We start from the raw sequence: 20980 nt of genomic DNA on the forward strand, positions 1-20980 counted from the left end.
ACTCGCGACTCAAGCCAGAACTGTGACTTCTTGCCCGGTAAAAGATACCACCTGGCCTGCCAGGATCTTGCAGCGCTTGCGGGTTTCAATATTGCCATCCACCAGTACCAGGCCTTCGGCGATAGCGGACTTGGCGGCCGCACCGCTCTCACTCCACCCCTGCAGCTTCAGCAGATCACACAACTCCACATGGGGATGGCCTTCCAGATTAAACGTCTCCATTACGACTCCTCGTCTACACGCGATGGGGCTGGACTACCCAATCGCTGGTCACTCAATTTTTCTGGCGCATGTATGTCATAAAAGTTGCGGTTTGTCGAATCCGATAGCCCAATTTTCCCGCTTGCAGGACGATAATCCCTGCCCTGCTCCGGTTTACGGCGTATTCACCCGCCTTTGAGCTTCGAGCAGAGCTTGCTGCGGAGTCTGGCGCTCGGAAAAAATGTTATTCAGCGCCGAGGTGACACTGTTCCAGAACAATGGCATCGCCGGATGTCCGGGCATGGCCACGCCCTGGCGGACACTCTGCAAAATGGCCCCGTGCATCGGATTCGCGGAATGGTCGCCATAGCAAGCCACTATGCCGCTATCCGCCCCCGACTGGTAACGCGCCATGCCCGCAGGCGTCAGCAGATCCTGCTGCAGAAACTCCTGTGCCAGCATGGGCTCCGTCGATTGGGCGCTGATCCCGGCCGCCATCACCCCGTAAAAAGGCTGCACCGGCCGCCCCTGCATGGCAGGCAAGGCGGCGACCCCGTAGTCAACTCCACTTTGCTGCAATCGACTGGCATCCCAGGGCCCACCCACCATCAGCGCCAGTTTGTTCTGACTGAAGCGATCCAGTGCCAGCTCGTAGCTCAAGCCTTTGGGCGACCAACCGGCATCCACCCAGTGTTTCATCTCTTGCAGGTTGAGAGCCGTCTGCGCTGTTTGCACCTGCATGCGTAATTGACCTGCCGCATCGACGTGCAAGGCCTGGACAACACCGGCCGTCACAAAAGGCCAGCTGTGATAGGGCGAGCTGAAATCCCAACCGACTAGATCCACATCCTTGTCCACATCCTTGTCCAAGCCCTTTGCCAGCTGCGGAAACTGGCTGACATCGGTGGGCGCAGCCGCCAGCAACTGACGATTCCAGAACAGCACAAGAGATTCTAGTTGCAGCGGGTATCCCAGTAAGCTGGAATCCGCCCGTTGCAAGGGCGCCATGGCTTGGGCGAGACAGTGTTGTTGCAGATCCGCGCTTGGGTGTAGCGGCAGTAACAGACCGGCTTGCTGCCAGGCCCCAAACCGATCATGAGCCCAGATGATGATATCGGGCCCCTGCCCTTGCTGGGCCAGGATCTCGAATTTTTCGACGAAATTAGCCGGGCTCTCAATCTGTACCGCGCGTCCGGTGCGGGCGGTAAAGCCATGGCCAAAGGCAGTCAGCTCACTGACTCCGCGTCCGGTCCAGATCAGCAGCGGACGTTCTGGTTGCGAGTTGCCCCGCAGAAGAACAAACGACGCCACCAGCATCACGACCAGAGCCCCAACCACGCCGATGGCCATCCTTCGCCGAATCATATCCGTCCACTCCTGAGTCACGCAGCAAATAGGGCGCATCATCCTCAACGCGGAGCAAATTGCCAGCAGCATCGTGATTGGGGCGATCAAACTCTGTTGCAGTTCAAACTCTAGGGTTAGCGGCGGAACATCGGCTCGTGAGCCCCCGGGCCTACTCCGAGAAGCGATAATGGCCCGCTTGGGGCTTATCCTGCTCTGAACTGTGGCTAGTAGCGGCGTGCACAACGGGTGGCGGCGTATAGGCCGGAGCGCCGACGCCAGCAGGCAACTCCGGCGCCTGGAGTGTCAACGCAGTCCCTGTGCCCGCAGCGCCGCCCGAATTCAGGCGAATGCAGGGCCCCACCAGGGTAATGCCACTGGCATCAAGCGTGATAAAACTGCCGCCGGCTTTGAGAGTCAGCTGGCTGCCCGCATCCAGCACCAGCTGTTGTCCGGCCTTGAGATGGACCTCACGCCCCGCGCTGAGCAGATAGTCCTCCCCGAGCTGTAGACGCCGGGATCTGTGCACCGCCAGGCCATCCTCGCCATCTATCTGCTGCCGTCGTTCGCCTTCCACCAGCAGGTGTTCATTTTTGCCGATCCGGGTCAGCCGTTGGCCGCGAATGCTGGCATGCTCCTCGTTGTGGATCTGCCAACGCACGTTGCGGCGTACATGCACCGCCAGATCCTGCTGGCCATGGAGATAGATCTCTTCTTTACCCGCCTGATCTTCAAAGCGTACCTCGTTGAAGCCATCCCCCTGGTAGCTATTCGTGCGGATCAGGGTCCGGCTCTTGTGCTCCGGAAGCGAATAGGGTGGCACCTGGGTGGCATGGTAGGTGCGGCCGGTGACAATCGGCTGATCCGGATCCCCCTCCAGGAAGCTGACGATCACCTCATGGCCCACCCGGGGCAAGGCCATGGTGCCGTAATGACCGCCCGCCCAGCCTTGAGAGACCCGAACCCAGCAGGAGCTTTGCTCATTGCTCTGGCCATCCCGATCCCAAGGAAACTGCAACTTGATACGACCATGGGCATCACAGTAGATCTCCTCGCCCTCGGGCCCCACCACCCGGGCTACCTGAGGTCCATCGACCTTAGGTTTCACATTCGGCACGGGACGCCAGCACGAGGTGGCCGGTATGGCCTGAAATTCATTGTGATAGCGAGTTGCCCCGCTACCCCCCCTCCTCTTCCAGCGCCTGGGGCTGCTGGCCGACATGGCAGATGCGGATGGCTTGCCAATCACACTCATCGGCGCCACCCTGGCCGCGCAGCGACCAACGCCGTCCCAACTGCAACGGCGGGGCATTGCTGCGCCCTTCGGCACAGGAAACCTCCTGGCGCAGCGCGTCCAGCCGATAGCGCACCAACGCCTTGCCTTGCGGATCCTGCTTGAAACGCCCGGGAAAATCGTAATGTTGAAACGCCCCTAGATGTTCATCGCTACCCAGACCCACCTCATGGCCGCCCCGGATACCCTGGCTATGTGCCAGCGCATAATCGGGTTGCAAGAAGCTGTGATCCTGCAATATCACGCCGGTCGATCCCAACTGATGTTGCCACTCGAAGCGTTGCACGCGCCATCCCAACCCATCGAGATGGGGCTGCGGGTTGAAGATAAGCGCTTCACCTTGTGCGAGCGCGGTCACCTCGTCGGCAAAGCACAGGCGGGAGTGGCGCTCCGTCATCTCCTCGAAGTAGAAGATCCCCTCTTCTGCCGCCAGGCGCTGCAAGAAGGCCAGATCGGTTTCACGATACTGCACGCAATAATCCCGGGGTGGATGGGCACCGCGCAGCACAAAATCAACCGCAGTAATACCATGTTCCTGCAGCAGTTGGCGCATGATGGCCTGAGGTGTTTGCCCTTGAAAAATCCGGCTATTGTGGCGCAGTTGCAAACGCCATAACGGCGAGCGCAGTTGCAGGCGATAGCGGGTGCGGCGCACGCCGCGTGCGCCCTGAGTTGCCGCCGCAACAATGCCGGTTAGACGCCGCACCACCATGCCATCCTGCCAGATGGTCAGGGTACCCTGACTGTTCAGCAATTCGGGTAACGGCAGTTCGGCATCAAGGCTCGCGCACTCCAGCTGCAGTGCAAACGGCTCGGAGAGCGCCTCCTGCCCGGTAAAACTCACCACCACCAAGCCAGCATCCGGCAGGGTGCCGAGTGTCAGGGTAAATTGCAGACCACTGAGTACGGTCATAGACCAGCTACCACGGAGTGACTGGCGATCACCACACCGCCGCAACTGATGGCGCAACCTGAAATAGCCACCGGGCGACCATTCACCAGCACCGAGGGCTCACCACCGGCAATCTGCCGACCATGGCTGCCTTTTTTCGGCTTGGCATGAGCTAATAAACCGTCGCTCTGACGGGCCTCGGCGCGCCCCTGAACCAGGACATCGGCACTTCCGCTCACAATGGGTGTTGCTGGAAAGCCACCATGGGCAGAGCCCAGATCGCCGACGGTTGCGATGGCGGGACACATAACTGCGCCTCCTGATGATAAAAGTGGTGTTAGGCAGCAAAGTATCCAGAGGTCAGCCTACTCGTAACCGACCTCCGGATAGACTCTGTGGAATCAGCTCTCGAGGGGTGCCCGCCAATCATCGGCGCCCGAGGTGCCCGCGACCGTATGCTCCCAATCAATCTTGCGGTACGCCAGCGCCACCCGGATCAGCTGGGTGTAGTCGGACTTGTTGAGATCCTGGCAATGGGGCATCTGACAATCGATCTCGACTATGGTGGCATCGGTCAGCAAGGTGCTGAAAAAGTGCTCCTGACGCCCTTCGACCGAGGTGCGAAACCACTTGAGCGTCACCTTGGGCAGCATCTCTCCGGATGCCAGCGCGTTATACATCAAGGGCACCGCCTTGTTCAGCGCCACGGTAAAACGGAAGGGTTTATGGGCACGCTGGCCGGAAGGTTGCCCGGATTGGGGATCCGTTGGCACTGTGACCACATGATCAAACTCCTGCACCAGCATCTCATCTTCATGCCCCTGCACGTAGATGTTGCCGACAGAGTCCGAGGTAAAGGCTCCGGCGGTGATATGGCCCTGGGTCTTGCCTTGAATACTGATATAACACGGTGTTGGCATCACAAGCTCCTGCTGTGGTTGGGATCAGACCATAGCGCAGCAGCTTTCATACCAGCAGGTAATCTCGTTATTTATCAATTAAATAGTTAAGACGATTTGCCACTGCCGCCGATAAGCAGCAGGGTGTTGTCATCAATATGCAGCATGTACCAACCGGTATTGCGTCCGTAGCATAGACAACGGCAAAGCTTGCTGACTCAGGCACAAGATGCCAGAGCTCGGGCCATACACCCTACGAGGCGCGACGGCCGGGCATAAAAATGGCGCCTTAGCGGCGCCAAATCATCAAGACCTATTGTGCTGCAGAGCTAGTTCCCGGTTGAATCTGTATTAGTGACGGCGGTGGGAATGTTTCTTGTCATAGCCATGGTAGTAAGGGCCTGGTTTATGATGCCCCCCATGGCCGCGGTCATAGTAGCGGCGATTATCCCAGTGGCTGGGTTTGCCATGGTGATGGCGGTTATCCCAATGACTGGGTCGGTAATCATCGCGATCATAGCGATGGGAGGAGCCGCTGTTGCTCGACTGGCGATCCCCGTTATTGGCCCCCACCGAAGCACCCGCCGCCCCGCCGATGCCGGCACCGATCAGCTTGCCATTGCTACCACCGACCTGATTGCCGATGGCGGCACCACTCAAGGCACCGACCGCACCACCCAAGGCCGCTTCATTCTTGTTGCCCCGTTTGGCCGTTGCGGCACCACCCAGCGCACCGCCGATCGCCGCGCCCGCCAGGGCACCGTTCTCACCGGCCACCTGTTCACCGATGATGGTGCCAGCGACCCCGGCCACAGCGCCGCTCAAGGCGGTATTCAAATCCTCTCCGGCATAGCTCGGAGCAACCAGCAGACAGGCAACAACACAACACGCAGAACGAAATTTATCTATTGCCATGATGGCAGACTCCCTGTGGTAATCAGCCTGATAGGTGGCTGATGACGAGGAATCTAGCACAGCGATTTGGCGGGTAAATCGGTATTTGCATTCGATTCAACTGCCATTCAGCTTGGCTAAAAATGGCCCATTCGAAGGCCAGAGGGAGAGGATCATTCGGGCCGGTTCGAACAAAAAAGGCGCGAATGGATCGTAAAGCGGGTCAGTGAAGAGGTTCAGGCGAGACATCCTTTCTCGCCAACTCGCCATAAACCCTTCCCTGGGGGCTCGATGGCGGCATCCCTGCCGCCAACGGTTGGCTCAACCGGCTATCTCGCCTTCGCTAACTGGTTGGCATTACCCTTGCTGCCTGCGGTGTTCACCCCAGCCCTCAAATTTCCCAGTTATCCGGGGCCTTGTGGGTCAGGGTGGAGATAAATGCCAGAGTACGAGGTTGCTGGGGCTGGGTAAAGATCGCCTGCGAACTGCCGCTCTCGACGATTTGCCCGGCTTCCAGAAACACCACATGGCGGGCGATATTGGCCGCCAGACGCAAGTCATGGGTCGCCATCAACATGGTGGTGCCCTCGGTCGCCAACTGCTTGAGCACCGCCACTACCTCCAGCGCCAGCTCCGGATCCAGTGCCGAGGTCGGCTCGTCGCACAACAATACCTTGGGTGCCGGTGCCAGGGCCCGGGCAATGGCCACCCGCTGCTGTTGGCCGCCAGACAGAGTACCAGGATAGACATCCGCCTTATGACTCATGCCGACCTTTTCCAGCAACTCGCCAGCCCGCTGCTTGGCACGAGCCGGATCCCAGCCCAGCACCGTCACCAGACCTTCCATCACGTTGGCCAGCACCGACAGGTGAGGAAACAGCTGGAAGTTCTGGAACACCATGCCGGTCTGCTGGCGGATGGCCTGGATCTGCTGCCGACTCGGCGTATGGTGGCGATCAAAATCGATCTGCGCCGTCCCCAGTTGCAAGGTGCCCGCCTGGGGGATCTCCAGCAGATTGACGCAGCGCAGCAAGGTACTCTTGCCACTGCCGGATGGACCAATCAGCGCGGTGACGCTGCCCTCATCAATCGTCAGATCGATGCCCTTGAGCACCACCTGCTGGCCAAAGCGTTTTTCAATCTGTGCCAGACGGATCATGATGACTCCCCACTCTGCTGGTTATGCCGGGTCAAACGGGCCTCCAGTTTATTCTGCAGTGCCGACAGCACAGAGCTGAACAGCAAGTAGATCACTGCGGTTTCGATATACAGGATCAACGGCTCGTAGGTCGCCGCCGCAATCCGCTGCGCCGCCTGAAACAACTCGGGCACGGTCACGGCCGCCGCCAGCGAGGTATCCTTGACCAGAGAGATAAAGGTATTCGACAGCGGTGGCACCGCAATCCGCGCCGCTTGCGGCAGCACGATGCGACGCATCGCCTGGAACCAGTTCATGCCGATGGAGTAGGACGCTTCCCACTGTCCCTTGGGCACCGCATCCAGCGTGGCGCGGATCACCTCGGAGGTATAAGCCCCGACGTTCAGGGTGAAACCAATCACAGCCGCGGTAAAGGCATCCAGGGTGATTCCGGCGCTGGGCAAGCCGTAAAAAATCAGGAACAGCTGCACCAGCAAGGGCGTACCACGAATGAGCCAAACATAAAACCGTACCAGCGCCACCAGCGGTTTAGGGCCATACAGACGCCCCAACGCCAGCAAAAAGCCGAGCGCTATACCACCGACAAAGGTGATCAGGGTCAGCGGCACGGTAAAAAGAAGCCCCGCACGAAGCAGGGGCCAGAAAGAATCAATCATCAACTGTAACCAGGCAGGCACGTTACAGCTCCCTCCTAACGAGTGGACAAGACGGTGGATGTATTATTTGGAAACATCCGCCCCGAAATATTTTTGTGAGATCTGCAGATAGGTACCATCGGTTTGTGCAGTAGCCAGTGCCTTATTGATGGCATCCAGCAACTCCGGTTGACCCTTGGCCAGCAGAACACCGGCATGATCCGCATTTTCCTGGCTGGCTGCAATCTTCAAGGGTGCATCCGGCTTATGTTTTTTGAAGTCCAGGAAGGAGATGCTGTCATTGATGGTGGCATCGGCACGACCGGACAGCACCAGCTCGACCGACTGGTTAAAGCCTTCGGTGGGGACCAGCTCGGCTCCGGCACTTTGCGCCAGCTTGCCAAAGTTACTGCTCAGCGACTGGGCCGCCTTCTTGTCCTTGAGGGCGGCGAAACTGTCGATGGTGCTGTCATTCTTCACCAGCAGCACCGCCTTAGAGGTGATATAGGGGGCGGAGAAATCATACTTGGCCTGGCGTTCCGGAGTGATGGAGACCTGATTGATCACCAGGTCATAACGCTTGGCATCGATACCGGCGATCAGACCATCCCACTTGCCTTCCACAAACTCGGCCTTCACACCCAGCTTGCTGGCAATAGCCTCACCGATCTCCACATCAAAGCCCACCAGCTTGCCGCTGGCGTCGTGGAAGGTGAACGGCGCATAGGTGCCTTCGGTACCAATCTTGATCACACCGGCTGACTTGATGGTCTCCAGACTGGATTGGGCATAAGCCCCGGTTGCCAGTGCCAATTGCAGAACCGCCATCACTACTACTGATTTGGTAAATTTCATCGCTGACCTCGTCCTAGTTTGTATTCTGTTCTTGTGTTCTTGTGTTCTTGGGGTACCGGTCAGGAGTCATAACAACCGCCTGCCAAGACCCAGTATAAGCAGCGCACCGCGTCGGCCACTGGATTCCCAAGCACCTTAACGCGGTGCCCTACCCCGATGAACCGATTAAAACTGTAATCTATATACATAAATTAGATATAGAAACCAAGCCATCTGACGTTGGCAGCGATAACGACCAGAAAAGCGGCAGCTGACCACATAAGCAAAAAGATGAAGATGTCCGCCAACGCTGCAGGGGGCCCTATCATCTAGGGCTGGCGTTCGATATAGAGGATCACCTCGCCCAGCGAGATGCCGAATTTACTGATTTCGGCGCGGTTGATCAGGCGATCGGCATCGAGCAGATACATCCAGTCATCGAAGCTCACGCGCACCACATCCCCTTCCGGTAACACCAGATCGAGCTGGTAACGCCAATTGAGGGCGAAGCCTTCGCTCTTGCCGACCGCCTCACCGACCACATCGGACGCCGTACCACGCCAGTGACCATCGGCGCCACGGCTCAGATGCCAGGTGCGAGTTTGCTGCCGACCATCATCGAAGTAGAACTGCTCGAACAACTCCCCTTTGCCATCTTGCCAATGGCCGACCATCTCCACCCGAAAGCGGCTGGTGACCTCGCCGCTCCGGTTGGTCACCAGGCCATGGGCCACCAGCTTACCATTGAAGAACTGCGCCAGATCCCAGGCTGGTCCCTGATCCCGATACGTCTCCAGACTCGCGCCACAACCCGCCAGCAGTAGAAATGGCAGCAAGATCAGCCAACGACACACACGATGAAGAGTCATACCGAGCTCCAGGATCAGGATTGGCCGCGCAGGCGGCGGGTCAGCGCCGGGTCGCGGCTGTTATCCGCCAACCAGATTGCCAAAAAGGCAGCGCTAAATTGCGGGTCTGCCAGGGTGCCGAGGGGTTTATCCTGCCACCAGAAATGGCCCTTGCCCTCGGCGTCGATATAGAAAGTGAGCCGATCACCGGCCGCTACATCCGGCCAGAAACCAGCCAGTTGTTGCAGCCACTGTTGACGCTGGGCTTCACTGCCCAACTTAAGCCGTTGCCACTCATCAGCGGTCGCGCTCAGTAGATCCTGACGCGCTATGGCTCGGGCGTAGGTGAGCGTCAAAGCCTGGGGGTAGTCACCCGGTTGGTAGCGGCCACTGTGGCTGTAAAAAGTCGCGTCATAGAGCTTGAACCAGAGCCAGCTCATCTCCCCCTGGCCGACGGGACGCAACTGCTGCCAGGGCGCCGACGAGGCTAGTACGGGGGACGCCAACGTGATGACCAACCACACCAGTAGCAGGCGGATACTGCGCCATAAACCAAGATCTGAGCCTGTTTGCGTCATGGTTGCATCTCTCCTGTGCTAACGCCTGTGGCTGCGGGAATACCAGCATTCAGCTTGCCCATAGTCCATAGCAGTACGGGTAACCAGACCGCCCAGATCACCGCCAGCACGCTGCCACTGATCCCGAGCCCCCAGGGCAAGTGCACGGCGCCCATGGCGGCACCAGCCAGATAGGAGGAGGCGCCACCGAATCCTCCGATCAGTGTTTGCTGCCAGCGGGGCAAAACCACCAGCCAGCGCAGACCATGGGCCAGAGTCAGAGCAAAGCCGAGCCACAACAGCGCCAGCCAGAGGGGGAAACCGACCGCAAATTCAAACAGACCCAACTGCCACAGCAGAGTATCCAGCAGGCAGCCGGCCAGAGCGATGGGCAGCAGTCGCAGATCCCTACCGCGCTGAGGTGAAAACAACCCGTGCAGAGCCAGCAACCCCAGCAGCGGGGCTGGGTGCTGCCAGGCCACGGCCACAAACCAGAAGAGGTTGAAGCCCAGCAGTTGCATCCAGGGCCACATGTCAGTTACCTCTTACCAGCAGATCGGACCGGTACATCACCCGACCAGCCAGCGGCCCCCGGCTTAGCGGCCTCCAGTTGCACCAGGCTGATGGCCCGCTCCCAGAACCCGCCTTCGCAGTAGGCAAAATAGAAGTGCCACAGCCGGATGAAATCCTGGCTATAGCCCAGCGTCGGCAACTCGGGCGCCAGTGCCAGAAAGCGCTCGCACCAGTGGGCCAGGGTACGGGCATAGTGCTGGCCATGATCATGCAGCCGCACCAGTTGCATGTCGGTCTCCCGCGCCAGCAGGGTGGCCATCTGGGAAACACTCGGCAGGCAGCCACCTGGGAAGATGTAGCGCTGGATGAAATCGACGTTGCGCAGATACTGGGCATGACGCTGATCGGCGATGGTGATGGCCTGGATCAACAGGCGGCCACCGGGTGTGAGCAAACGGGATAGTTGCCGGAAATAGTCCGGCAAGAAAGCATGCCCTACCGCCTCGATCATCTCGATAGAGACCAGTTTGTCGTAGGTTCCCTGCAGATGCCGATAATCTTCCAGCAACAGGGTGATGCGATCCTGCAACCCCTCTTTATCAATCCAGGCGCGGGCATAGTCATGCTGGGCTTGGGATATGGTGGTAGTGGTTACCCGGCAGCCGTAGTGGCGGGCGGCATAGATGGCCAGCCCCCCCCAACCGGTGCCGATCTCCAGCAGATGATCTTGTGGCCCCAGCTCAAGCCGCTCGCAGATGGTGCGCAGCTTGGCCTGTTGCGCCTCCTCAAGACTCGCCTCAGGGTGCGGATAGATGCCGCTGGAATACTGCATATGACTGTCGAGAAACCCCTGATAGAGGGTATTGCCCAGATCATAATGGGCGGCGATATTGGAGCGGGATCCGGTCAGCGTATTGCGGTTGAGCCAGTGCCGCGCCTTGTTAAACGGGAAGCTGAGCCAGCCCAGACGCCGCTCCAGACTATCGAGCAGGGTCTGGTTGCGCGCCAGTAACCGCACCAGAGCCACAGGATCCGGGCTGGTCCACAGCCCCTCCACCCATGTTTCCCCGGCGGCTATGCTGCCGCCCAGCAACAGACGGCGATAGAAGGCAGGATCCTGCACCACCAGCTCGGCGTACAGATCAGTGCCGGTCACCCCGAAACTGTGGTGCTCGCTGCCTTCACGCAGCAGCAGTTGACCATCAGTGAGTCGCTCCAGCAGCTTGAGCAACAGTTGCTTGGCCGCCTTGTCGAACAAGGAGGCGGAAAGAGTCGATTGCACCAGTTCCATTAGTGAGTATCCGGGTGGCGAAAGATCGGGGTTCGTTTGATAAAAAGCCGTAGCGCTTGCCAGTAGATCCCCAGCAGCACTTTGAGAGTCATCCAGGGCCAGCGCACCAAAAGGCGCATCAGCCCCTGACGTGATAGCGGCTCGCGGCGTAGAGCCAGGGTGGCATCAAACAGCTTGGCCTCGCCAGATTGGGGATGACTCTCGATATGGATCAATGTTTCCTGCTCCGGCGGACGAATGCGCCAGTGGTAGCGCATGGCCAGATCCATAAAGGGCGAGACATGAAAATCCTTGTCGTGGGGCGCCAGCGCCGTCAGATCCAGCAGGTAGTAGTGGCGCTCGTTCCAGGGGGTGTTCGAGACCTCCGCCAGCAGATAACGGGCGCTCCCTTGCTGATAGCAAAAGTAGAAATTGACCGGGCTGAAATAAAAACCCAGACAGCGCACATTCCCGAGCAGCAACACCCGCTGCTCGGGGGTGGCCTCCCCGCCCAGCTCCGCCACCTTCTGCCATACCGCCTGCTTGAGGGAGCCGCTACTACCCTTGAGATAATCCTGGCGGTAAAAAGCGAGCAACCCGGCCCGCTCGACGCCGAACCAGCGCCCCTGGCCCACTCCAAGCGTCTCGACCTCGTCCAGATCCAGCCCCAACATAAACAGGCTGTAGGAGAAGGCATGGGCCCTGGGAGCGAAACGGCGGTGACGTACCGACCCTTGCCAGATGGCGCTGATGGGGCAGAGAGGACTGAGAGGGCTGAGAGTGCTAAAGGAGGCGGCGTTCATAGGCTGGCCCCGAAACGTTCGGCCACATCCAAAGCACTGCGCACCCCATCTTCATGAAAACCGTTGTACCAGTAGGTGCCGCAAAAATGGGTATGGTCCTGACCGCAGATGTCGGCTCTGGCTTTTTGTGCCTGAATGGACGCCAGATTAAACACCGGATGGTCATAGACGAAGCGGCGCAACACCTGGCTCTCATCTACTTTGCCCGCAGGATTGAGGCTGACGCAGAAGGGCGAGGGTGAATCCAGCCCCTGCAATATATTCATGTTGTAGCTCACCAGCGGACGGGCTTGCTCATCGGTATCGAGCTGGTAGTTCCAACTGGCCCAGGCCTTGCGCCGGGCAGGCAGACAGTTCACATCGGTATGCAACCAGACCTCATTGGCCTGATAGGGCATGGCCCCCAGAATCGCCTGCTCCCGCGCACTGGCATCTTGCAACAACCGCAAGGCTTGATCGCTATGGCAGGCGAGGATCACCTCATCAAAGTGCTCCTCTCCCCTAGGGCTCTGGATCACCACCCCATCGGCTACACGCCGGATGCCCTGTACCGGACACGCCAGCCGGATCTGCTGCTGCCAGCCTGAGGTCAATGGTCCCAGATACTCCCGCGAGCCACCCGGTATCACGTACCACTGGGGGCGATTGGCCACATCCAGCAGGCCGTGATTCTGGAAAAAACGCAGGAAAAAACCGAGGGGAAAGGCGCGCATATCCGCCAGGGTCGATGACCAGATGGCCGCCCCCATGGGCAGTATGTAGTGGCGGGCAAAATAGTCACTAAAGCCTCCCGCTTGCAGAAACTCTCCCAGGGTCAGCTCAAGGCTGTTTGTTGGCTCAGGGCTGTCTGCTGGCTCATGGCTGTCTGTTGGCTCAGGGCTGTCTGCTGGCGTCTGCCCAGCTGACTTTTGCTCGCCCAACCAGGCCTGCGCCTGTCGGTTGAAACGCAGTATCTCGGCCACAAAGCGGTAAAAGCGCGGGCTCAGCAGGTTACTGCGCTGGGCAAACAGGGTGTCGAGATTGTGGCCGTTGTATTCCAGCCCTTCGGGGCTTTTGACCGAAAAGCTCATCTCGGCGGGCTGACTCGCCACACCAATCCGCGCCAGTAGTTTCAGAAAGTTCGGGTAGGTGCGGTCGTTGAATACGATAAAACCGGTATCCACGGCATAGTTGCGCCCCCCCTGAGTCACATCGACTGTCGCCGTATGCCCACCCAGCGCGGGAGCCGCCTCAAACAGGGTGATGTCATGCAGGCGATGCAGCAGAAAACCGGCGGTGAGCCCCGAGATGCCGGAGCCTATGATGGCGATCTTTTTCTTCATAACGAGCGTCCTTTCGACAACAGCGAGCGGCCAAGGCGCAGCCACAGACCAACCGGCAAGGCGCCCAGCAGGCGCAACAGCCAGATAAAACGGCGGGGAAAGTGGATCTGGTTATCACCTGCGGCCAATCCGGCACGGATGATGCGCGAGGCCTCGGTGACCGCCACCAGACAGGGCATGGGAAAATCATTCTTCGCCGTCAGCGGCGTCTGCACAAAACCGGGCCGGATCAGGGTCACGCCTACCCCTTTGGGCTGCAGATCAAGGCGCAAGGTTGCGGCCAGATAATCCAGAGCGGCCTTGGAGGCGCCATAGGCTTCAGCCCTTGGCAGTGGCAACCAACTGACGGAGGAGCTGACAATCGCCAGCCGCGCCCCCCGGCCCAACAGCGGCAAGAAGGCCGCCAGCGCCAGACCGGTGGCGACCAGATTGGTCTCGATGACCCGGGCAAACAGCTCGCCATCGAAGCCATCATCCAGCGTCATATATTCGCAGGTCCCGGCATTGAGGATCAGCAGATCCAGCGGCGGCAGTTGGGCGGCTATCTGCGCCAGCGCGGCCCTGTCCCGGCCATCGAACGCCAGCGGGGTGATCCCCGCTTTAGCCAATTGTTCCAGCCGCTGCGCATCACGGCCACAGCCCCACACCTGCCAACCGGCATGCCGGTAATCCAGCGCCAGTTGTCGACCGAGCCCCGAGGTGGCTCCGGTGATCAGCACGCGTCCACTCATGAACCCAACCTCCCCTTGATAAGCCGCACCAGTGGCCCCAGCAGCGGCAACTGTTCATAGAGCATGGCACCCAGATCGAAATAGTCACTATGCACCCTCACCTTGCCCTCGGCATCAAACTCCAGCCGGGTCGCCCCCTCCACCCGGATCGGCTGACCCGCCGCCAACCGTGGGTGGGAGAAAGTCATCACCCAACTGAGCCATGCCTGCTCTCCCTGTTGCTGCTGACTGACAATCTCGAAACGGCAGTAGGCCAGACGCTGATACAAGGCGGCAAAGTAGTCGCCCAGTGCCGCCAGCCCCTCGATGCGATGGGCCGGATCGATAAAGATCACCTCATCGGCGTACACCTCCGGCAACCGATGCAGTTGCTGCAAGTTCAACTGCTGGTACAGGGCGATAAAGCGGCTGAGCGGCTCGGTCATAACTATTTCTCCAACTGGCGAAACATCTCGATGGCTGTTACCCGGGCAACAGCGTGATCGACCATGGGCGCCGGATAATCAGTTCGTCCCTGCCGACGCAACCACTCATGAGGTTGATGCACCAGGGACGGCGGAATATCCGCAAGCTCGTGAACCCAAGTACGGATAAACTCCCCTTGCGGATCAAATCGTTGCCCCTGGGTGGTCGGGTTGAACACCCGAAAATAGGGTGCCGCATCGGCACCGGTCCCGGCAGCCCACTGCCAACCGCCGTTGTTGGCGGCCAAGTCACCATCAATCAGCTGACTCATGAAATAGTCTTCCCCCAGCCGCCAATGGATATGCAGATCCTTGGTTAGAAAACTGGCCACTATCATCCGCAGCCGGTTATGCATCCAGCCGGTGGCCTTGAGGCAGCGCATCGCTGCATCAACAATCGGATAACCGGTTCGCCCCTCGCACCAGGCGGCGAAGGCTTGTGGATCCCAGCTCCAGGGCAGGGCTGTGGTTTCAGGCTTGAACGGCAAATTCATGGAAAGCGTGGGCACCATCACCAGCAGATGGCGATAGAACTCGCGCCAGATGAGCTCGTTCAGCCAGACAAAGCCGGGCTGCTCCTTGGACAGGGGCCGATAGCCGAGGCGTTGCTGCAGGGCCGCCAGACACTGACGTGGGCTGATGATGCCAGCTGCCAGATAGGGTGACAGGGTCGAAGTCCCCGCCTGAGCCGGAAAATCCCGTGTATTGCCATAGTCGAGTACCGCCTGATCTAAAAACAGCTGCAGGCGGCGCCGGGCTTCGGCTTCCCCCACCGGCCAGAGTGGATCCTCGAACGGCGCGCGCAGCCCGCGATCCAGTAGCGAGACCCAGGGCACTGCCGCGCCGCGGGCTGCCGGCGCTCGGTGAATGACAAAGCCATCCTGATCCAGCGCCTTCAACCAGGCGCGGCTAAACGGCGTAAACACCTTGAACATCTCGCCCGAGCCAGTCAGTACCCGCCCGGGTGGCAGCACACAACAGCCGTTAAACCAGTGCGAGAGGATCCCCTGCGCGGCCAGTGCGTGACTCACGGCCCGATCCCGACGCAGCTCATCGATTTCGATGGCCTGATTGGCATACAGCTGGCTCACCCCGAGCTCGCGACACAACCCCACCAGCGCCTGGGGCAACTCGGCAAAGGTGTCGACGTGCAGGAGATGCAAGCGGATGCCCAGGGCAGCCAGCTCCCGTCCCACTTCATCCACCTGAGCCAACAGGAACTGCTGACGGATGGGCGCCATCTTGTGCTGCTGCCACTGGGCCGGTGAGATAACAAACAGCGCCGCCACCTCCCCCTCCTCAGCACAGGCATGGCGCAAGGCAGGGTTATCGATCAGCCGCAAGTCATTGCGCAACCAGACCAGCTTCATGGCGCTCTCCTCTCGCGTACACTGCTGCCTTGAGACGGCGAGTTTTCCGGCCGTCGGTCGGTTAAACGCTGTGTACTGAGCCAGGAGGCCAGCGTGGGTTGCCAATCCCGGGTGGCCAGCCAATCCGGGTCATAGAGGCCACCCAGTTCACCCAACAGGCAGGTGCCAGCGGGCCAGTCAGCACTCAGCTCCTGCTTACCCAGCCCAGCACCCAGCAACACCAGCCAAGGGGTCGCGGCACGCCCTTCCAGCAAGGCCGCAGTCTTGGGATCGACCGCCCCCAGCAGCTGCACCTCGTAGCCTTGACTTACCAACTCATAGCCACACCAGATGAGATCCAGCGGACCGACTTGCCCCCAGCTTACTAGCGTCACGGGTTGCCCCTTCTCCTGCTCGATCAAATGGCGAGCAAAACGAGTCTGCAGCCAGCCCAGCCAGACCTGTTGCAGCAAGGCACCATCGGGGCGCTCGCGCCACAGACCGAGCAATTGCGCCACCAACGGCTGCAGCACCCGACTGCGCACCAGCTCGAATGGGTAGCTCGCCAGCAACTCATTGAGCAGGGCCTCGACCTTGCGCTGATGCAGAGCCAGTACCGCCTGGCCGAGTTGCTCGAAGGTCTGTTGCCAATGGTCGTTCACCTGCTGGGATTGGGGCTCACTCAGCAGCCCTTTGACCTGACCGATGCTCACGCCGCGCTCCAGCCAGCTCAGGATCTCGCCGATCTGGCGGATATCCTGCTCGCTATAGAGGCGGTGTCCCTTCTCGGTACGGGCTGGTTGTATCAGGCCGTACCGCCGCTGCCAGGCTCGCAGGGTCACGGCATTGACTCCAGTCAGGCGAGAGACTTCGCGGATCGGGTAAATCCCTTCATCCGGAGCTAAAACCGCCGGGTTTAAGTGGGTATCAGACATAACAAATTCCGTTCATCAAGAGACAAACCCCGGCTTGCACCCCGGGGCTACAACAAGGCTCAGAGTCCGTACCGCAATTTGAGCGTATCTGGGTGCGGGTTGAGATAGACCTGCGCGGCCAGATAGCTATTCGGGTATTCGCGCAGGTAGTGCCGGATCAGGGTCAAGGGCACCAGCAGCGGCAAGATGCCGGTGCGGTACTTATCAATGGTGTCGGCCAACTCCTGCTTCTGCGCCGGAGTCAGCACCTTCTTGAAGTAACCCTGCAGGTGCATCAACACATTGGTGTGATTGCGACGGGTGGCGCGTACGCTGAGCGCCGTCATCAACCCCTGGATATAGCGCTGTGCGACCTCCTGCAGGTTGGCCTTGCCGACATGGGCTAGTAATTTTCCGAGCGCCCGGTAGTGGGTTGTGGCGTGAGAGAGCACCAGATACTTGTAGCGGGAGTGGAACTCGATCAGGGCGGCGGCACTCAGCCCACGGGCACAGAGCTGTTGCCAGTCATGATAGGCAAAGACCCGCAGCACGAAATTCTCCCGCAGCACGGGATCGCACAGGCGACCATCCTCCTCCACCGGTAGCAGCGGGTTGGCCGCCATCAGCGCCTGGGCAAACAGGCCCACGCCCTCCTTGGCGCTACCGCCGTTATTTCCACCGTCAGCCGTACCGGCGTAGATGCGCACCCGCTCCATGCCGCAACTGGGTGACTTGGCACAGAGGATATAGCCGGAGATAAAATCGAGCTGACGTGCCTTCTGTTCGCTAAAAGCGATGAGCTTGTCGGTGACATCGAAGCTACCGTTGCTGGCCTCGGCTCGGATCTCGCCCTGGCGCCGGACCAAGCGGATGGCCGCACGCGGCGAGCCAAGGCCGATGGCCATCTCCGGGCAGACCGGGTGGTAGTCAAAGTGAGCGCCAAGCTCCTGTTCGCAAAAGCTGGAGCGCTTGTGGCCCCCGTCGAACCGCACTTCCTGCCCGAGCAGGCAGGCACTGATACCGACTTGAATCTTGTACATGATGGCACTCCTTGTATAACAGTTGATTCAGTTATAGCAGTTATACAAAAAAAAGAAAGTTGTATAACTATTGTTAACGAATACGGTGCAGGAGCGATTTTGGCGCTCATCGATAAAGCCATGTCACAGGGCGTGAATATCGAATGAATATAGCTGGCAAAGAGCGAGGCCAAGGGGCTTGGCGTCGCAGGAATAACGGTTTGGGGCGCATTGCAGTCATGAGAAAATGCAGAAAACAAAACCCCGGCACATGGCCGGGGTTTTGTTTGTATGGTGCGGAAGGAGGGACTTGAACCCACACGCCTAAGGCGCCAGAACCTAAATCTGGTGCGTCTACCAATTTCGCCACTTCCGCTAAGAGAGCTTGGTTTTCGTTACCTATCAACAAGTAACGCTAACCTGGTATTAATGGGGTGGCTGATGGGGCTCGAACCCACGACAACAGGAATCACAATCCTGGACTCTACCAACTGAGCTACAGCCACCACTGAGTCTTACTTTTTACGTGTCTTACTGCTTATCACAATGGTACGCCCTACAGGAATCGAACCTGTGACCCACGGCTTAGAAGGCCGTACCCGTCAAATTATATATATAAACTTCAAATGACATTGCGCAACATAAACATATATTGAAGCAAAGTCATATAGTTACATCGCATTCGTCATTCAATGTCAATCTAGATCATACGAGGTGGCCAACAGGACCGCATCATGCATTGTCAAATTTGATGCGATTTTTCGATCGGAAACCGATCAATTATTTGAAAATTCCTAGAGCAGTCAGCGCTGGATATCGATGAACTGGTGCAAAACACCACGATCACATCCGCGAGCAGCATCATGCACCATGCGTTTAGCTTTGTATGAAGTTATGTCTCGACTTGCGCCGGTGCACCGGATGCATAGCACTGGCACTTCCGGCGTTAATCAGAACGAAAAACTATGCGACTGGATCTCTGGTGGCGATTCAGTTTGTTTGCGCTTTGACCTCAACGCTCACTACCTCGACTCTTAATTGCAGCAGCTTGAGGTGGTTTGGAACCGACTTCCGACAGCAGACTCCGGTGGGCCTTCCTCCATCTCTTCCTGAGCTTATGCCACAAATTTACAACACCCCTTATGCTGCAAGTTTGTGTGCCTGCGGCACACTTTCTGTTTACCACGGTTCATCCCCACGGGCGTGGGGAACTCTGAGACCATCAATGCACGGCCTGTATTAAAAACGGTTCATCCCCACGGGCGTGGGGAACTCTCTGCACGGTCGGTCAGTTTAGCGGCCATAGCCGGTTCATCCCCACGGGCGTGGGGAACTCCTAGTAACACATAAACCACCAGATGGAAGCGACGGTTCATCCCCACGGGCGTGGGGAACTCTATGAGCGTCTTCGGGGGGCTATTGCCACAGCAGGTTCATCCCCACGGGCGTGGGGAACTCCTCGGCGCCGGAACCAATGAGTCTGAAATCTACGGTTCATCCCCACGGGCGTGGGGAACTCCCTGCTCAAATAGGCCTCGATGGCCGCCTTGGCGGTTCATCCCCACGGGCGTGGGGAACTCAGCAGGGCCAGTTCCTGACTCGTCTGCTGCAACGGTTCATCCCCACGGGCGTGGGGAACTCTCAATGCCATTATGGGTACTGATTAAACGGACCGGTTCATCCCCACGGGCGTGGGGAACTCATTCATTGTACGGTGCGAACGCAGGCCATCGGCGGTTCATCCCCACGGGCGTGGGGAACTCGAACTGAGGCCCTTTCGGGCCTCTTTCAATTGCGGTTCATCCCCACGGGCGTGGGGAACTCTGTCAGGTATTGGCAGCCAGTAAGCGCATCCACGGTTCATCCCCACGGGCGTGGGGAACTCGTCCACATATTCCCGTGCGACGTCGTGAAACTCGGTTCATCCCCACGGGCGTGGGGAACTCGAGAAACGAAAACGGCGATCTCGTATTGCTGGCGGTTCATCCCCACGGGCGTGGGGAACTCTCAGCCCCCAGCGGGGCATCGCAGAGCTATGACGGTTCATCCCCACGGGCGTGGGGAACTCTGGCAATGGCCGCGTGATTGGATTGACCGAGGCGGTTCATCCCCACGGGCGTGGGGAACTCTTGAGCTGGCGCTCTTGCTCAGCGATGCGATTCGGTTCATCCCCACGGGCGTGGGGAACTCGATGAGGGGTCTTTCTGATGAATGATTCTCTGCGGTTCATCCCCACGGGCGTGGGGAACTCGGAATATCAGCAGACACTCGAAGGGCCGTTTACGGTTCATCCCCACGGGCGTGGGGAACTCTCATCCAGTGGGTTCGCCTCGGCTGTCGTCATCGGTTCATCCCCACGGGCGTGGGGAACTCGCCTCTTTGATTTCATAACCAAAGGCGCGGCGCGGTTCATCCCCACGGGCGTGGGGAACTCGCCGTCGTCGGTTAACGGATCAAACCACCCTCCGGTTCATCCCCACGGGCGTGGGGAACTCCTGATGTTGATTTGGAAGATATACCGCACAGGCGGTTCATCCCCACGGGCGTGGGGAACTCGACATATTTAAAATTTCCGCCCGGCGAATAGGCGGTTCATCCCCACGGGCGTGGGGAACTCGTATTTGATGGTTTTTGTTTCCATGTTGCCCCCGGTTCATCCCCACGGGCGTGGGGAACTCTGGTGCTGAAGGGTCTATAGTTTGCAAAATACCGGTTCATCCCCACGGGCGTGGGGAACTCACCGTTCCTGCGGGTGATTGTACGGGCTATGCCGGTTCATCCCCACGGGCGTGGGGAACTCGCGGGCAGCCGCGTAAAAAGGCCATCCGCGATCGGTTCATCCCCACGGGCGTGGGGAACTCGGCCACAAGTACAGCACCATGACCATCACCGACGGTTCATCCCCACGGGCGTGGGGAACTCGCGCACCAATGGCTCGCCATTCCCCAAGCGTGTGGTTCATCCCCACGGGCGTGGGGAACTCTCTGCTACCGCTGAGGCGTATCAGGGGACGCACGGTTCATCCCCACGGGCGTGGG

The 20980-nt window shown here is 59.2% G+C and carries 21 protein-coding genes, 2 tRNA genes and 1 CRISPR repeat array; all 23 genes read right to left on the reverse strand.

Features of this window, described 5'->3' with window-relative positions:
* Nucleotides 1–9: 9 nt before the first annotated feature.
* On the reverse strand, nucleotides 10–222 hold the full coding sequence (gene ybcJ / locus ACYVG7_RS21010; protein ID WP_460885058.1) for a ribosome-associated protein YbcJ: 213 nt from the start codon (nucleotides 220–222) through the stop codon (nucleotides 10–12).
* A gap of 153 nt (nucleotides 223–375) precedes the next feature.
* Nucleotides 376–1566 (reverse strand): extracellular solute-binding protein, encoded by a 1191-nt coding sequence (locus ACYVG7_RS21015; RefSeq protein ID WP_460885059.1) that lies wholly within the window; start codon nucleotides 1564–1566, stop codon nucleotides 376–378.
* 151 nt (nucleotides 1567–1717) lie between these two features.
* Entirely contained in the window at nucleotides 1718–2800 is a 1083-nt protein-coding gene (locus tag ACYVG7_RS21020; RefSeq protein WP_460885060.1) for a type VI secretion system Vgr family protein, read from the reverse strand.
* Nucleotides 2724–3752: a type VI secretion system tip protein TssI/VgrG gene (tssI, locus tag ACYVG7_RS21025; RefSeq protein WP_460885061.1), complete on the reverse strand. Its 1029-nt coding sequence runs from the start codon at nucleotides 3750–3752 to the stop codon at nucleotides 2724–2726. Before tssI ends, ACYVG7_RS21020 begins: the two co-directional genes overlap by 77 nt.
* The gene (locus tag ACYVG7_RS21030) at nucleotides 3749–4039 is read right to left on the reverse strand and encodes a PAAR domain-containing protein (protein ID WP_460885062.1); all 291 of its coding nucleotides are present in this window, start codon (nucleotides 4037–4039) and stop codon (nucleotides 3749–3751) included. Before ACYVG7_RS21030 ends, tssI begins: the two co-directional genes overlap by 4 nt.
* A 93-nt stretch (nucleotides 4040–4132) precedes the next feature.
* Nucleotides 4133–4651, reverse strand: coding sequence for an Hcp family type VI secretion system effector (locus tag ACYVG7_RS21035; protein WP_460885063.1), 519 nt, complete (start codon nucleotides 4649–4651; stop codon nucleotides 4133–4135).
* 330 nt (nucleotides 4652–4981) lie between these two features.
* A complete protein-coding gene (locus ACYVG7_RS21040; RefSeq protein WP_460885064.1) occupies nucleotides 4982–5545 on the reverse strand; it encodes a YMGG-like glycine zipper-containing protein in 564 nt (187 codons plus the stop codon).
* A 370-nt stretch (nucleotides 5546–5915) separates the two neighbouring features.
* The gene (locus ACYVG7_RS21045) at nucleotides 5916–6683 is read right to left on the reverse strand and encodes an amino acid ABC transporter ATP-binding protein (protein ID WP_460885065.1); all 768 of its coding nucleotides are present in this window, start codon (nucleotides 6681–6683) and stop codon (nucleotides 5916–5918) included.
* Entirely contained in the window at nucleotides 6680–7360 is a 681-nt protein-coding gene (locus tag ACYVG7_RS21050) for an amino acid ABC transporter permease (protein ID WP_460885066.1), read from the reverse strand. Before ACYVG7_RS21050 ends, ACYVG7_RS21045 begins: the two co-directional genes overlap by 4 nt.
* 42 nt (nucleotides 7361–7402) lie before the next feature.
* On the reverse strand, nucleotides 7403–8173 hold the full coding sequence (locus tag ACYVG7_RS21055; RefSeq protein WP_460885067.1) for an amino acid ABC transporter substrate-binding protein: 771 nt from the start codon (nucleotides 8171–8173) through the stop codon (nucleotides 7403–7405).
* Between the two features lie 308 nt (nucleotides 8174–8481).
* Nucleotides 8482–9021: a DUF3833 domain-containing protein gene (locus ACYVG7_RS21060; RefSeq protein ID WP_460885068.1), complete on the reverse strand. Its 540-nt coding sequence runs from the start codon at nucleotides 9019–9021 to the stop codon at nucleotides 8482–8484.
* A gap of 14 nt (nucleotides 9022–9035) precedes the next feature.
* A complete protein-coding gene (locus tag ACYVG7_RS21065) occupies nucleotides 9036–9578 on the reverse strand; it encodes a chalcone isomerase family protein (RefSeq protein ID WP_460885069.1) in 543 nt (180 codons plus the stop codon).
* On the reverse strand, nucleotides 9575–10090 hold the full coding sequence (locus tag ACYVG7_RS21070; RefSeq protein ID WP_460885070.1) for a DUF2878 domain-containing protein: 516 nt from the start codon (nucleotides 10088–10090) through the stop codon (nucleotides 9575–9577). Before ACYVG7_RS21070 ends, ACYVG7_RS21065 begins: the two co-directional genes overlap by 4 nt.
* A 5-nt stretch (nucleotides 10091–10095) precedes the next feature.
* The gene (locus ACYVG7_RS21075) at nucleotides 10096–11361 is read right to left on the reverse strand and encodes a class I SAM-dependent methyltransferase (protein ID WP_460885071.1); all 1266 of its coding nucleotides are present in this window, start codon (nucleotides 11359–11361) and stop codon (nucleotides 10096–10098) included.
* Entirely contained in the window at nucleotides 11361–12143 is a 783-nt protein-coding gene (locus ACYVG7_RS21080; RefSeq protein ID WP_460885072.1) for a DUF1365 domain-containing protein, read from the reverse strand. Before ACYVG7_RS21080 ends, ACYVG7_RS21075 begins: the two co-directional genes overlap by 1 nt.
* The gene (locus tag ACYVG7_RS21085; RefSeq protein ID WP_460885073.1) at nucleotides 12140–13465 is read right to left on the reverse strand and encodes an NAD(P)/FAD-dependent oxidoreductase; all 1326 of its coding nucleotides are present in this window, start codon (nucleotides 13463–13465) and stop codon (nucleotides 12140–12142) included. Before ACYVG7_RS21085 ends, ACYVG7_RS21080 begins: the two co-directional genes overlap by 4 nt.
* Entirely contained in the window at nucleotides 13462–14196 is a 735-nt protein-coding gene (locus ACYVG7_RS21090; protein ID WP_460885074.1) for an SDR family NAD(P)-dependent oxidoreductase, read from the reverse strand. The genes ACYVG7_RS21085 and ACYVG7_RS21090 overlap by 4 nt, the downstream gene beginning before the upstream one ends.
* Nucleotides 14193–14621, reverse strand: a complete 429-nt coding sequence (locus ACYVG7_RS21095; RefSeq protein WP_460885075.1) for a nuclear transport factor 2 family protein — start codon at nucleotides 14619–14621, stop codon at nucleotides 14193–14195. The genes ACYVG7_RS21090 and ACYVG7_RS21095 overlap by 4 nt, the downstream gene beginning before the upstream one ends.
* Before the next feature lie 2 nt (nucleotides 14622–14623).
* Complete coding sequence (phrB, locus tag ACYVG7_RS21100) at nucleotides 14624–16030, reverse strand: deoxyribodipyrimidine photo-lyase (RefSeq protein WP_460885076.1); 1407 nt, start codon at nucleotides 16028–16030, stop codon at nucleotides 14624–14626.
* Nucleotides 16027–16944: a MerR family transcriptional regulator gene (locus tag ACYVG7_RS21105; protein ID WP_460885077.1), complete on the reverse strand. Its 918-nt coding sequence runs from the start codon at nucleotides 16942–16944 to the stop codon at nucleotides 16027–16029. The genes phrB and ACYVG7_RS21105 overlap by 4 nt, the downstream gene beginning before the upstream one ends.
* Nucleotides 16945–17003: 59 nt before the next feature.
* A complete protein-coding gene (locus ACYVG7_RS21110) occupies nucleotides 17004–17963 on the reverse strand; it encodes a YbgA family protein (RefSeq protein WP_460885078.1) in 960 nt (319 codons plus the stop codon).
* 271 nt (nucleotides 17964–18234) lie between these two features.
* A tRNA-Leu gene (locus tag ACYVG7_RS21115) sits at nucleotides 18235–18318 on the reverse strand.
* 54 nt (nucleotides 18319–18372) lie between these two features.
* Nucleotides 18373–18448, reverse strand: a tRNA-His gene (locus tag ACYVG7_RS21120).
* 679 nt (nucleotides 18449–19127) lie between these two features.
* A CRISPR array of direct repeats spans nucleotides 19128–20925; the repeat unit is 29 nt; unit sequence CGGTTCATCCCCACGGGCGTGGGGAACTC.
* The last annotated feature ends 55 nt before the right edge of the window (nucleotides 20926–20980 follow it).

The organism is Pseudaeromonas pectinilytica (assembly GCF_054780855.1).